The organism is Paenibacillus sp. Y916 (assembly GCF_056786435.1).
Genome location: NZ_JBXCJA010000005.1, coordinates 197,978 through 212,392, shown reverse-complemented (window position 1 = coordinate 212,392; position 14,415 = coordinate 197,978). Strand labels below are relative to the sequence as shown.

Sequence of the window (14,415 nt, the reverse complement as noted above, 5' to 3'; positions counted from 1 at the left end):
TTGATGGGAGGGTAACGATGATAATCATGATTAATGGGGCATTTGGTGCAGGGAAAACTACCACTGCCCAGCTAATTCAAACACATATTCCAAATAGTATGATCTTTGATCCTGAAGAGATTGGCTATATGCTAAGGAAGCTTATCCCTGAAGAGGTTAGATTACACGATGAAAGAACAGATGATTTTCAGGATATAGAATTATGGAGAACTCTATATTAAAGGGATTCCACAACATGGATAAGGAGATTTATCACTTCTGTCTAGTGGCTTCAGAAGAAACGATCTACCAAAGAATAGCTTCTCGAGGGGATGAAGAAGGGGGATGGACCTACCAACAAACAAAAAAATGTATAACTACTCTAACAAGTGAAATGTATAAAGAACATATTATTACAGATCGACTAAGTACAGAAGAAATAATAAATAAAATATTGTTAAGGATTGGACTGATGAAGTGAAGAGAACAACGTTAGTCTGGCAAAAAATTTACTTGCAGCAGATTATGATGTCGTCATAGACTATGTTACTTTTCCCAAGGAAGTAGAATGGTTCTCGAATGAAATGGGAGACTGTGATATTAACATTGTTTATGTTGTATTGATGGTCGATGTTGAAACGCTTATACATAGAGATCAATTAAGACCTATTGAAAATCAGATGGGAGAAAGAAGCATTATTTTATTGCAAGAATTTAAAGAAGCTTTAATTAATCCAGAACATGTATTAGAAACAAACCGATATGCTACAGAGCAACTTGAAGAAATCATACAGGAAATTAAGAATAATCATAAGTATTTGGTGAGTTAACAGGATGGGCTAAAGAAGTTAAAGTGATCTAACTTCCATATCATTGAAATCAATTATTAATCTTTTTAAGGACAAGAAGTCAGTGCCTATGATCCCATCAAAGCCATAGGGATGCTTTGTCATTCCAAGCTAGTTTTGGATCGGAAATAACCGACATTTCTTCGATATTTCTTTTATTGTTTCGTGAGGTGGCTACAATTGCTTCAATAACTACCCAACGTGCAGGGTATTGTTCACGAACTTCAGACCATTTCATAATTCATTCCTCCTTGGTAAGGATTATAATTTAATCGTACATGTAAGTGAAAATACAAGCAATTTGAAAACATCTCACATAAATCTGACTTACTGTATAACACCGATTTGCTCTATAGATGTATGGAATTAGTAGATGAAGAAGAAACAGATATATCAGAAATATTGTATTAATAAAGAGGAGAGATAACTTTGAAAAGGCTTACTGCATTATTCCTTTTTGCTATTCTGTTAGTCGGATGTTCACCTAGTGACAACATGAATACGAATGAGCTCGATAAAGAAAGTGAAATAAAGATAAGCTTTTTAAATTTTGACAATGAAGAATACTCAATTATGAAAGCAACGGGTGCAAAGAATAACATGATTTTTCAGATTGATCTTGGTGATAGAGCAGTTAAAAGTATTCATTACTGGGTAGATCATTATGTGGATGGGATTCTTAAAGATCCAGTATTAAATGTAGAATCATCAGTACGAGCAGATGAGAAGGATTATAAGATTTATTTGTCTACTTTAGATATAGATACAAAGAATGCAGAAGTATGGACAATGGCATTAAGGCATAATAGGAATATCACTAGCGGGCAAACTGTTCTGGATAAAATTGATTATGACAACACACTGACTCATCCGTTAGATCCCATATCAGCGCAAATAAATCAAGTAGTCGAATTGGGTATGATCATTAGGAATAATGGAAATGGTATGGTCTCAAGTGATGACGTAAAACAAACAATTAAAGAAAATAAAGAAGTGTATGTATTAAACTGTCGGATTGACTTAGAATAATTATCCAAAGTATTTGTCCATGGGGAATCAGCGTAAAACGGAATATTTACAAATCAGACAGGATGAGCAATAATAAGATCAACGAAATGTTTCATTAATAATCATCTAGATTCTCCTTAATCAAACGAAATGTTTCGTAAAAAGTATATAAGGAATGTTGTTTGACTTAAGGAGGACGAAACTATGGTGAAACAGAAGACGAACGGCTGGACGTATGTAGGGGATAAGGGGTCTTTTATACTGGAAAACCCGGATCGAAATAGCTATTTATATTTTCCCCTTGTTAATGAAGCGGGTATGATGTCGACGATTACGCCTTCTCTGCACGGACAGGTAACGAGTGGGCAGAACACGTTCTTAATGGCTCCATTATCGGTAGAAGATTTACATAATTCCAAAGCTTCTCGAAACTTCTGGGTGCATATCAAGGGTAAAGGGGTCTGGTCAGCTGCGGGTAATTCTCCCCAACAGAAAGCGGAGCGCTTCTCAGAAGGTGAGGAACGAACGACACTTGAAGCTGGTTTTCTATGGCAAAAGGTTACCCGGGAGAATACTGCTGTGGGCATCAAAGCAGAAGTAACAAACTTCGTACCTGTTACGGAGGACAAAGTCGAGTTGATGCGGGTCACATTAACCAATATTAGTGAAGAGCCGCTATATCTTACACCTACAGCTGTTATACCGTTATATGCGCGCTCTGCTGATGATCTTCGCGATCACCGTCATGTGACATCGTTGCTACATCGTATTTATACAACCGATCACGGCATTGAAGTGCAACCGGCACTCTCTTTTGATGAGAGAGGCCATCGGATTAATACAACAACGTACGGTGTATTAGGTGCTGATGACAGGGGTAATATGCCTGCAGGATATTTTCCTATAACAGAAACATTTATCGGTGAAGGTGGTAGCTTGGAGTGGCCTGAAGCGGTCGTTCTGAATACCTCGCCTGAAGCGGTTGCGGGAGAGTCGTTCGAAGGATATGAATCCGTTGGCGCACTGAGGTTTGTAGATGAAATTCTCCAATCGGGAGAATCCAAGAGCTACGTGATCGCTCTCGTCATCAAAGAAGGGCGGATCGACACGGATTGTTATGCGTCGACATACCTGTCGGAGGACCATTTTGATTATCTACTAGATCAGAATGAAGCGTACTGGCGGAGTAAGTTGGATATATTGGCTTTCGGTTCAGCTGATCCAGAATTTGACCAGTGGATGTCTTGGGTTACGATACAACCGATATTAAGACGTATGTACGGAAATTCCTTTCTCCCTTATCATGACTACGGCCGAGGAGGTCGTGGCTGGCGTGATCTGTGGCAAGATTGCTTGGCGTTAATGGTGATGGAACCTCAAGAAGTTCGGCAGTTGTTGTTCAATAACTATGCCGGCGTGCGGATCGACGGGAGCAATGCGACGATTATTGGTTCGAAGCAAGGCGAATTCATCGCTGATCGCAATAATATTCCGCGATTGTGGATGGATCATGGCGCCTGGCCATTTCTAACTACAATCTTGTATATCCATCAAAGCGGAGACTTGGAGTTTCTGCTTCAGGAGCAAGTGTACTTTAAAGATAGTTTCGTAAGACGTTGTAAGGAAAGAGACAGTTCCTGGGATCCGATAACGGGAAGCCTTCTCCGAACGGAAGGAGGAGCAACGTATAAAGGGAGTATTTTAGAGCATATTATTTTGCAAAATATCGTACCGTTCTTCAACGTCGGTGCACACAATAACTGCCGACTGGAAGGCGCAGATTGGAACGATGGGCTGGACATGGGAGCAAGTAAAGGCGAAAGCGTAGCATTCACAGCCTTTTATGCAAGCAATTTGATGGAAATTGCTCAGCTACTCCTAACGCTTAAAGAACGGAATATTGTGTCGACTCTCGAGGTAGCTGAGGAAATGCTCATACTATTCGACACCTTGAAGAACCCACTGAACTATGAAGTTCCATTGGAAAAGCTTGCACTTCTCGATGATTACGACAAGCGCATAAGCACAACGGTTAGTGGCAGGAAATTCGCCATAGATATTGAGCTCATTGCACGCGATTTGATGCGAAAGGCACGGTGGATGATCGGTCATTTGCACAAGAATGAATGGATTAGCAGTACAGAGGGCTACGAATGGTTTAACGGTTATTATAATAATGATGGCGAGCAGGTCGAAGGCGATCACCCGAATGGCGTACGAATGACTCTGACCGGACAGGTATTCGCCATTATGGGCGGCATCGCAACAGATGAACAGATCACCAAGATCACTGCCGCAGTAGATCATTATCTAAAGGACGCCAACATCGGGTACAGACTAAACTCTAATTTTGGTGGAATTCAGCAGAATCTAGGTCGTGCTTTTGGATTTGCGTTTGGGCACAAAGAGAATGGTGCCATGTTTAGCCATATGACGGTGATGTATGCGAACGCTCTCTACAAACGCGGGTTTGTCGATGCGGGCCGGACCGTGCTGGATTCGATCTACAGTCTAAGCAGTGATTTCGATGCTAGTCGGATGTATCCGGGCATACCAGAATATATCAATGAGAAGGGCAGAGGAATGTATCCTTATTTAACAGGCTCTGCTAGCTGGTTGCTCTTGACCTTACTAAGCGAAGTATATGGCGTGAGAGGCGAGTTCGGAGATCTCCGACTTGAGCCAAAGCTTATGAAGGATCAGTTTAGTTCAGTGGATGAGGCATCGGTTAAGACGTCTTTTGCGGATAAAATGCTGAATATTGTTTATATGAATCCTGATCTTTTGGACTATGGCGATTATGTAATTGGAACGTTAGCTATCGATGGAGAATCTATTCCGATTCGCCCTATTGATGGCGGATGCTTGATTCCAAGAGATAGAATTGTGGCGTTGTCTGATCAGGGTATTCATACGATTGATGTAGTATTGGCCTCGAAGTCCAAGCTTTCTTGAGTAGGCCATCATCTGCACTAGTGAAAGGGTGAGTCCCATCGGATACATTATTGAGAATGATGGCAATCATACGTTTTGTACAGTAGAAAGACTACAACATCGGCAGGGTAGCGGCGGTGTGGGGGACGGCTCATGTTGTATCGCCCGAAGTATTCGCTACCATCGACTTGGAGCCTGGAGAATCTCAAACTTGGCAGCGAACATTTGATTTTTTCATACGCTAAGCTGGAAAATAATGATTGCCAAAAGGGGAGATATTCGATATCTCCTTTTTTTCAACATAATAGAAGTATAAGTTTTTGTTTTTGGGAGACCTATAGATCTATTCCACCTTTTCGTTAATCAACAGATGTACAAAGTACATCTAAATCCGACCAATTTCCTCTAACACTAATTTTAGCTGCATAGAGTACATCTAGATTACTCAAATTCCCACTTTACATCGTTATCGCCACTTTTAACTGTAGATTTGCATCTATTCTCCGCTTCCATACTTTTCACGCTATTTTAAGTGCATTTTTTGCAGCTATTCCGCTGGGTGGAGGTAGCGCACAGCAGAATAGCCTATGTAGATAGATCCACGGGAATGGAATAAGAGCCTAAACGACACTTAAATTAGTAGACTAGGCTGGCTAGCGAGAAATTAGATACCTATTTAACAACTAAAGTGGGGAAAAGAGCAATAGTGGCGGATTTAGAGGACAAATTTGCAACCAACTGTATGACCCCTCGCTAGCACAATGGAAATATACGATAAAGAGAAACTCCATAACCAAGGTCGCCGTCGGCGTCTTTCTTGCGAAACTTTCGTAAATGTGAAGGGTTACGATAACATTAACTTGGCTCATGAATCAGGTATGATATTAAGCTTCCAATTAAATTATGGTATAATATTGTCGTTATAAACATGGACTGCCTCCTATGAGGACAACAAAATATGAGGGGGTTAGCACATGAAAATCACTATAAAGACAATCGCCGAAAAAGCAGGAGTATCTATTTCTACTGTTTCGAAAATTTTAAATAATTACGAAGATGTCAGTGAACAGACGAAAGAGCGCGTCATGAAAATCATACATGAAACAGGTTATATAATGAAGCAATCGACAAATACACTCTCGCCTTCGTCTAGTAGAACGAATTTGATTGGTGTGTTGCTTGCAGGCAAGCTGAATGTCGAATTGAATGATCACTTTTTCATCGATATTATCAACTCATTTAAGAAAAGAATGGGATTTCTTGGTTATGACTTACTTCTCTTTTCTAATGAAGAATTCCATAATACAGGCAAGGATTACCTAGAGCGCTGTAGATATTATCAAGTCGATGGTTGTTTAATCATCTCTGGAGATGATCTTGAACCAAGTATTTCGGAACTTGATCAAAGCGATATTCCCTGCATAGGTGTTGATATTAAATTATCCGGGCAATTGTCCGGTTATATCATGTCGGATAACAGTAAGATTTCACAAAAAGTTGTTGAGCATTTCTACCTACAAGGTTATAGAGAAATTGCATATATTGGTGGAGGTAAGGGTGGATACGTTTCCCAGATTCGTAAAGAGTCATTCGTGAATGCTCTTTCCAACTATGGATTAGCAAAGGTCGATGATTGGATCGTGAACAGCGCAGACTTTTTTGAAAATAGTGGCTACAAAGCCATGAAGAAGATAATTCATTCTGGTCAGATGCCTAGAGCCGTGTTTGCTGCTTCAGATCAATTGGCTTTCGGTGCGATTAAGGTACTTAAGGAAAACAATTATCGGGTGCCCGAAGATGTTGCTGTAATCGGTTGTGATGACATCGAGGCCTGTAAATACATGGATCCTCCGCTTACGACAACCAAGCAGGATAAAGAAAAGATCGGCCGACTTGCGGCAATGATGCTTTACGATCTGATCCATAACCAATTGTCGTCGTCTTCTGTTCTAGTGGATCCTGAACTTGTCGTGAGGCAAAGCTGTGGAGGGATAAGCAAATGGTAGAAGCACCAGTTATAAGCGAATCGGGTTTGTTGTATACTCCTAATCTAACAGTTCATGAAGCTATGGAGCTCGATGATATCGAAGGCCTGATTATTCCAGGAGGACCGATTCGCAACCAACAGAATGAATTAACGGAACTGATTATGAAACTTGATCAAGAAAAGAAGATGTTAGCTGCAATTTGTAACGGGCCACAATATCTGGGCAGATCCGGTGTTTTACATACAAGAAAATTCACAACTTCTTGCTCAAACGAAAGAATTGATAAATTAGGTGTAGAAGATCCATTCCCACGCGAGAATTATATGGATAAGCGGGTTGTTAGGGATGATCATGTAATTACAGCTAAAGGACGAGCGTTTGTTGATTTTTCTTTTGAAATATTCGATTATCTAGATCTTTATCAAGGCGAATTTCAAGAGAGAGAGCAACTGTATAAAGATATAATGGACAAACGAACTTGATCCTGTAGTGAGATGTTCGTTTTGGTGTAGTGGCGGGGTACATAGATAAAATTCAATATAAATGCGATGAGTCCCAATATTGCGACAAGGACAAATGCTGCTGGCCATTCAAAGTACTGTCCCACCAAATTTCCGAGGGGAACGCCCAACACATTTGAGATCGCAAAACCGCAGTCATAACGATCGGTGCCCCGATGGCATAAGCGATTGCGAAACCTGAAACGAGGCTACCGGCTAAGGCTAGTTGGAAATGTTAAAGCGCGTTCTTTCGTTGGATGCATGATGTTTCTCCTAGTCATTATGTGTAGCTAATAAGGTCTATTTCTTGGAAATCACTCACTTCTTTGAGCCAACGTGTAGCAACATAGTTCTGATGCACAGGGTGATCGTTGTAAGTATCATAAGCTTCCTGATTTTCAAAAGTCATAGAGAATGCGTAGTCATATTCATTCTTAGAACTAACTTGACGGAACACTTCGAATTGCTGTACACCAGGAATTGCGGATAGTTCTTGCGTACTTAATGTAAGAAAATCTTCCGCAGCAGGTGTATCTTTCCCTCCGTGTAAACTAAAAGTAACCATATGCTTAATACGACTCATTTTATCATTCTCCTTTTTCTTTGATATATATCATTATAGCGTACTTTTGTTGAAAAAATGAAGTAGTGGGAAAAGCTCCGAAGATACAAATGTGATATGACATAGTTAAAATAGGAGGAAATTGAATATGAGAGGAGAATATAATAACTGCAATCCGATATTGTCTATCAAGAAAGTTGTGATTATATTTGTCTATTAATCTTATCAAGTATTTCTGTGTTCCTTTAATCTCATTGTTTATTATTGTGTCCTCTGTATTGCTCGACAAGCCAAAGAATATAACCTTCATGGTTATCGCGGCTATGATGTTAATCCTTAGTTTAACTTTGGACCATAAGTATCCTAGGCTTAAACTCATCCAGTTTATCTTCTTAGGAGCATTCCACTATTTCAGTCAATTAAATTGGTGCCTATCATTGTATTACATTACGATTATCAACTTAGTTGGACATAAGATACGAATTCGGGATACAGCCCCAATTGGACTATTATTGATCATTCAATACTCTATCATACGCCTCACCTATGTCCCCATTTCGCTCTACAATGTGATAGTTTTTGGTTTTGACGCCGTCTCTTCCATAGTTATAATTCTCTTATTCCATATCACCTTACGTATTGAATCTGAGAGGAAGGAATTGTCTAAGAGACATGAGTATCTCACCAACTATGACCCTTTAACGGGTTTTTATAATTATTTTGGATACATCACAAAGGTTCAGCATACCATCGATTCGAACAGAGAGTTCCTCTTTGTGTTATTTGATATTAACAATTTTAAGTCTCTGAAAGCCGAGGGAAGTTCTACTGCGAATGATATCTTAGTCAGCTTCTCACTTTCCCTGAAGGAACATTTCCCGAATCATTTGGCAGCATGTCGATATGCGGGAGATCGGTTTTCACTCTTACTGCCATTCATAGAGGAAATTGACGAACTGCAAATATTCGAGAAATTAGGCCCTCAGGTAACGTTCAGTATTACTCATTCTTCTAAGGAAAGAAACACCATCGAGGAATTGATCCAAGTAGGTGAGGAGCGTATCTTTCAAATGAGAAGAGATTATTGGGTTAAACGGCAGGAAGAACAATTGCGTTCAGACAAAATGAAGATTGTCGGAGAATTAGCAGCAGGTATGGCGCATGAAATACGTAATCCATTAACAGCAATTAAAGGATTTATCCAATTATCAAGAACAACGGGATATAATATTCAGCCTTGGTACGAAGTTATTATGGGGGAAATCACAAGGGTTAGTGAACTGACTGCAGAATTCCTGCAATTCTCGAAACCACATGCGAGTAATATGAGGATTGAAATGATGGTCAATTGTATGGAAAGAGTGTATTCATTGTGTGAATCCGAGGCCGCTTCGTGTGGGCACATCATTGAAATGGACGCAATGGATCAGAGTATTATGGTGTTGATGGATCGCGATAAGATCATACAGGTATTAATCAATCTGATCCGTAATGCCTTTCAGGCCATGGAAGGAGCTGGCCATGTACACTTTATACTTAGCAAAGAAAGAGAAATGAGTATAATCCAGATTCGTGATAACGGAATTGGAATTCCAGCAAGTGAACTTCACAAGATATTTGATGCCTTTTATACAACGAAAGAAGAAGGAACTGGTCTCGGACTCTCGCTATGTCAGAAGATCATCGAAGATCACAATGGGCAGATTACAGTAGAAAGTGAAGTTGGCTCTGGTACGACGTTTACGATTAAACTGCCAATATCTGATGGTCATGAATAGAGCATACGGAAAATATGACATGGGGATCATTGCGGGGACCTAGTGAGATTCCTATTGAAAGGAATGCTACTCCAATAGAATCCGATCCTGAGGACAGGCCTGGTCAGGCTAGTAACATCAATGAGTCTATACCGAAGTCTACCTCTATGAATTGGATGGGAATTGTAATCACGGTAGGGTTAGCGGGTGGTGTCCTGCTCGTACTATGGCGTCTGCGAAGCGTGCGGAAGTAAAGATGCTTAAATGTAATTGACGTCCAGAAGTTAAACGATTAGAATGCAGTTAAAGAATCTGTATAGGTTCCATAGGCTATTTGCAACAGGAGTGAATTCCAGTAATGACCACGATTTATGATATTGCTAAGAAGGCGGGCTGTTCGCCGACGACAGTCTCGAAAGTATTCAATAACTACACAGATGTAAGCGCACAGACGCGTCAGACTATTTTGCAAGTAGCTAAGGAACTTGGTTATTTGCCGAATGCTCATGCACGTACATTGACAACTAAGAAATCTTGGACCATTGGTGTGTTGTTTGTTGAATCCTCTGGGATCGGAATGCAGCATCCTTTCTTTAGTGCAGTCATCGAGAGTTTTAAGCAAGTGGCGGTATCCAAGGGGTATGCACTGATGTTTATATCCAAAGATGTGGGTGGGAAGCAAAGCGGGTATTTGGAGAACTGTAAGATCAGAGGTGTGGACGGAGTTGTTGTCATTTTATCGGATTATGATGATCCTTATTTCCAGGAACTTCTTGATAGTGATATCCCGTGCATTATCTTAGATCATGAAACCACGCAAGCTCATACCGTGTATTCAGATAACCATGAAGGAAGTCTGTTGGCGGTGCAGTATTTACATTCACTGGGACATCGCAGAATAGCTCATATTTCAGGTGGGATGAATACATTTGCTGGTTCTAATCGAGTGCAAGGATATGAAATGGCGATGGCTAGTCTGAATCTTGAGAAGAGAGATTCTTATATTGCCCAAAGCGCGTACTATTCCATTGATAGCGGTTACGCTGCGATGATGGAGCTCTTAGACTTGCAAGAGCGACCTACTGCTGTGTTTGCAGCTGGCGACCATTTAGCACTAGGCGCAATGAGAGCTGCTAAGGAGCGAGGACTCCATATTCCAGAAGATTTGTCTATCGTAGGGTTTGATAATATTGAATTATCTCAGTATATTACTCCCGCTCTAACAACGATTGCACAAGATACAGCGCTTATGGGACATGAGGCTGCAGAAATGCTGATTCGTTCGATAGACGATCCTTCACTTGTTCTAGAATCGGTGGTGTTACCTGTCAAATTGGTCATTAGGGATTCATGTGGCTATGTTACTGACGCAACGTAAGAATCAACAAAGAAACCTATGAAATTCTTTTTTTTAAGATTTTTCGAAACCGGTGTCGTAACATATACAATAAGGAGTTGTCGACCAATATTATTTCTAAATAGGAGTGAATGACCATGTCCAAATACTATTACGAGAACAATACATTTGTTATAGAACAATTTGACCAAGCGAAGCCATTCTCAAGTTTCCTACCTGGAATAGCAGGATTAAAGGGGATTCCGATGTGGACATTTTATGTTAATCGGGGCCAAGGGGTATGTAGTTTTGGAATTCGAGATAAGAATTCGGCTATTATGGAATTCTCCCCAGCAAGTATCACTTACAAGAACGTTGCAGCTAATGGGTTTCGAACTTTTATGAAGATACAAGGACAGGATCGTGTCTATGAACCGTTTCAAACTGCTCGTCCGGATGCACATGCTTCACGTGTAATGAGGATTTCTCCGAACGGACTCACGATCGAGGAAACTCATGCAGCACATGGACTGAAGACGGTGGTGAATTACTTCAATTTACCGAATGATGATTATGCTGCTTTGGTTCGTCAGGTTGAAATCATTAACACTAGTAAGGAGCCAATTCAATTAGAACTGTTAGATGGGATGCCTGAGATTCTTCCGTACGGAGTAGAAAACGGAGGATTTAAAGAGGTCGGTAACCTTCTGCGCAGTTGGATGGAAGTTTATAATCTAGAGAATGGCATCCCGTTCTATCACGTACGTTCCAGTACAGCAGATGAGGCGCGCGTCAGTGAAGTGACGAGTGGACATTTCTACTTATCCTTTACAGGAGAAGGTGAGCGGATCTCCCCGATTGTAGACTTTGAAGTCGTATTTGGTGGCAATACATCACTAATGTACCCAGATAACTTTGCTGCTGCTTCGCTCGCTGAGCTTGTGCAACAGCCACAATATCCGGTCAATAAAGTGCCATGTGGCTTCAGTGGGGTAGCACAGACTATCGCTCCAGGCGAAAGTCTAACCGTGAACACAATCATTGGCCACGTGAATAATATTGATAGAATTAACGCCAAAGCAGACGTCCTATGTTCAGTAGACTATATTTCTCGTAAGAAGGAAGAAGCGAGTATCTTAGTTGAAGAATTGACGGCAGATATTGCAACACATACGTCCTCTGAACTATTTGATGCCTACGCAAAGCAGTCGTATATGGATAATTTCCTCCGTGGAGGGTATCCGTTTATTTTTGACAATGAGGGCGAGGGGTTCGTTGTACATCTGTACTCTCGTAAGCATGGCGACTTGGAGCGGGATTATAATTTCTTCTCATTGGCTCCCGAATATTACTCACAAGGGAATGGGAATTTCCGCGACATGAATCAGAACCGCCGTAATGATGTATTTTTCAATCCTAAAGTCGGTACGTTTAATATTAAAATGTTCTTCAGTCTGATGCAGGCAGACGGTTATAACCCGCTTAGTGTGCAGGGATGTAGCTTCAAAGTTATTCCAGAGAATAAAAGTAAGCTTACGGATTGGATTAATGATGCTGTGGCAGATCAACATGAGGAACTGATAGCATTATGTAGTGGGAAGTTTACACCAGGAGCTATTATTAATTTTCTAGCAGATCATGACGTGCAGCTTCATGTAAGCGAAGAACGTTTGCTCAGCGGGGTATTGGCTCTTTCACAGCAGAATTTCGAAGCCGGTTTCGGTGAAGGATTCTGGTCCGATCATTGGACTTACAATATGGACTTGGTAGACGGTTATCTAGATATTTTCCCAGACAAGAAAGAAGATCTTCTCTTTGCAGATGGTACCTATGCCTTTTACGATAGTGCTGCTTATGTTCAACCGCGGTCTAAGAAATATGTTGTGATCCATGACCAAGTTAGGCAGTATGATGCGCTAATCGAGGACGAGGAGAAGTTAGAGCATCTTGGACGGACAATGAGCGATACGAACTGGTTACAAACAGAGAACGGCACGGGCGAGATTTATCAGACAAATCTTGTCAGCAAAATCGTATCGTTAGCTTTAAACAAGTTTGCTACATTAGATCCGTATGGTATGGGTGTGGAGATGGAAGCGAACAAGCCAGGTTGGAATGACGCGATGAATGGACTTCCAGGGTTATTTGGGTCAGGTATGAGTGAGACTTTTGAATTGAAGCGTATGATGATCTTCTTGTTGGAAAGTACGAAGGAATTTGGTGAGAAGTCGATCCAACTACCCGAAGAAATAGCTGATCTGTTCAATGCTGTTCGACAAGCTGTTGCACATTATCAGGATGGGAAGCTAGATTCATTTGGCTATTGGGATGTAGTAGCTTCTGCTCGTGAAGCATATCGGGAGCGCATTCGCTTTGGAATTACGGGGGTGGAGCGTGAGATTTCCTTGAAAGTGATAGAAGAAGGGTTCTCCGCATTTGTAGTTAAATTAGATGAAGGAATTGCGAGAGCGATAGAACTAGGAGATGGAATCACGCCTACGTATTTCCGTTTTGAAGCTACAGAGTTTGAAAGATTGGTTGATGAGAACGGAGAAGCAGATTTGAGTAAAGGCGGGCTTCCAAGAGCAAGCGTGAAGAGTTTCCAGGTGTATGCGTTGCCCCATTTCCTCGAGGGTCCAACACGCTGGATGAAGACGTTGAACGATCCACAACAAGTTAAGGATATTTATGACCAGATTAAGAAGACCGGGATGTATGATCAGAAGACGCAAATGTATCAAACATCCGTTAATTTAGATGCAGAAGGTCATGAAATTGGACGTATGCGTGCATTTACATCGGGTTGGTTAGAGCGAGAATCTAATTTCCTTCACATGACTTATAAATACTTGTTAGGGCTATTGAAGTCAGGTCTGTATGATCAGTATTTCGGGGAATTGAAGACATCCCTCGTTCCTTTCTTAGATCCGGCTGTATATGGACGTAGTACATTGGAGAACTCTTCATTTATTGCGACTGGAGGCAACCCAGATCCTAAAGTACATGGGAGAGGTTTTGTTGCTAGATTGAGTGGGTCTACAGCAGAATTCCTCAGCATGTGGAGAATGATGATGGCTGGTAAGAACGTATTTACGGTGAGTGAGGGACAATTAACAATTACCCTTACGCCGGCATTACCAGGCTGGTTATTCGATGAGACAGGGAAGATATCTTATACATTCCTTGGAAGTACACAAGTGACTTATTACAACTCTCGCCGAGCGGACACATTCGGTACGAATGCTGCGAAGATAAGTAGGATGAAGCTGGTTAAATGTGACGGTAGCGTAGTCGAATATGATGGGGCTGTTATACAGGGAGCGGAAGCACTTGCCGTGCGTAACGGTGAAGTAGCAACGATAGACGTCTTCATGGATTAGTATAATAACAATAGGGATATAGAATCTTTTCTGCTGGGGAGAAAAGGTTTCTATATCCCTATTTATAATTGGAAGCATATCCGAAAAGTGAGACCCTAAATATGAAATATGAAACCTTATTTC

At 41.0% G+C, this 14,415-nt stretch carries 13 protein-coding genes and 1 pseudogene; 11 read left to right on the top strand and 3 right to left on the bottom strand.

Annotated elements, in window-relative coordinates:
- Positions 1–17: 17 nt before the first annotated feature.
- From AC1TO9_RS13660 to AC1TO9_RS13650, 3 genes are all read left to right on the top strand, one after another.
- Positions 18–221 (top strand): hypothetical protein, encoded by a 204-nt coding sequence (locus tag AC1TO9_RS13660; RefSeq protein ID WP_482059432.1) that lies wholly within the window; start codon positions 18–20, stop codon positions 219–221.
- On the top strand, positions 203–460 hold the full coding sequence (locus tag AC1TO9_RS13655; RefSeq protein WP_482059431.1) for a hypothetical protein: 258 nt from the start codon (positions 203–205) through the stop codon (positions 458–460). The genes AC1TO9_RS13660 and AC1TO9_RS13655 overlap by 19 nt, the downstream gene beginning before the upstream one ends.
- Positions 461–563: 103 nt before the next feature.
- Positions 564–809 carry a hypothetical protein gene (locus AC1TO9_RS13650; protein WP_482059430.1) on the top strand — a complete coding sequence of 82 codons (246 nt, stop codon included), beginning with the start codon at positions 564–566 and terminating at the stop codon, positions 807–809.
- A 97-nt stretch (positions 810–906) separates the two neighbouring features.
- Here AC1TO9_RS13650 and AC1TO9_RS13645 read toward each other — a convergent pair whose 3' ends face one another.
- Positions 907–1,065, bottom strand: a complete 159-nt coding sequence (locus AC1TO9_RS13645) for a hypothetical protein (RefSeq protein ID WP_482059429.1) — start codon at positions 1,063–1,065, stop codon at positions 907–909.
- 191 nt (positions 1,066–1,256) lie between these two features.
- Here AC1TO9_RS13645 and AC1TO9_RS13640 point away from each other — a divergent pair, with 191 nt between their 5' ends.
- The 4 genes from AC1TO9_RS13640 to AC1TO9_RS13625 all read left to right on the top strand — a co-directional run bounded on the left by AC1TO9_RS13640 (position 1,257) and on the right by AC1TO9_RS13625 (position 7,239).
- A complete protein-coding gene (locus AC1TO9_RS13640) occupies positions 1,257–1,856 on the top strand; it encodes a hypothetical protein (RefSeq protein WP_482059428.1) in 600 nt (199 codons plus the stop codon).
- Between the two features lie 183 nt (positions 1,857–2,039).
- Positions 2,040–4,790: a GH36-type glycosyl hydrolase domain-containing protein gene (locus AC1TO9_RS13635; protein ID WP_482059427.1), complete on the top strand. Its 2,751-nt coding sequence runs from the start codon at positions 2,040–2,042 to the stop codon at positions 4,788–4,790.
- Positions 4,791–5,749: 959 nt separating this feature from the next.
- A complete protein-coding gene (locus tag AC1TO9_RS13630; RefSeq protein ID WP_482059491.1) occupies positions 5,750–6,775 on the top strand; it encodes a LacI family DNA-binding transcriptional regulator in 1,026 nt (341 codons plus the stop codon).
- Entirely contained in the window at positions 6,769–7,239 is a 471-nt protein-coding gene (locus AC1TO9_RS13625) for a DJ-1/PfpI family protein (RefSeq protein WP_482059426.1), read from the top strand. The genes AC1TO9_RS13630 and AC1TO9_RS13625 overlap by 7 nt, the downstream gene beginning before the upstream one ends.
- Here AC1TO9_RS13625 and AC1TO9_RS13620 read toward each other — a convergent pair.
- Positions 7,191–7,403: pseudogene (locus AC1TO9_RS13620) on the bottom strand (MFS transporter); the annotation flags it as partial. The gene AC1TO9_RS13625 and the pseudogene AC1TO9_RS13620 overlap by 49 nt on opposite strands.
- A 134-nt stretch (positions 7,404–7,537) precedes the next feature.
- On the bottom strand, positions 7,538–7,840 hold the full coding sequence (locus tag AC1TO9_RS13615) for a Dabb family protein (protein ID WP_482057638.1): 303 nt from the start codon (positions 7,838–7,840) through the stop codon (positions 7,538–7,540).
- 638 nt (positions 7,841–8,478) lie between these two features.
- Here AC1TO9_RS13615 and AC1TO9_RS13610 point away from each other — a divergent pair.
- The 4 genes from AC1TO9_RS13610 to AC1TO9_RS13595 all read left to right on the top strand — a co-directional run bounded on the left by AC1TO9_RS13610 (position 8,479) and on the right by AC1TO9_RS13595 (position 14,292).
- On the top strand, positions 8,479–9,597 hold the full coding sequence (locus AC1TO9_RS13610; RefSeq protein ID WP_482057639.1) for an ATP-binding protein: 1,119 nt from the start codon (positions 8,479–8,481) through the stop codon (positions 9,595–9,597).
- Positions 9,598–9,611: 14 nt separating this feature from the next.
- Entirely contained in the window at positions 9,612–9,830 is a 219-nt protein-coding gene (locus AC1TO9_RS13605; RefSeq protein ID WP_482059425.1) for a hypothetical protein, read from the top strand.
- Positions 9,831–9,934: 104 nt separating this feature from the next.
- A complete protein-coding gene (locus AC1TO9_RS13600; RefSeq protein ID WP_482059424.1) occupies positions 9,935–10,954 on the top strand; it encodes a LacI family DNA-binding transcriptional regulator in 1,020 nt (339 codons plus the stop codon).
- Between the two features lie 116 nt (positions 10,955–11,070).
- Positions 11,071–14,292 carry a cellobiose phosphorylase gene (locus AC1TO9_RS13595; RefSeq protein WP_482059423.1) on the top strand — a complete coding sequence of 1,074 codons (3,222 nt, stop codon included), beginning with the start codon at positions 11,071–11,073 and terminating at the stop codon, positions 14,290–14,292.
- The last annotated feature ends 123 nt before the right edge of the window (positions 14,293–14,415 follow it).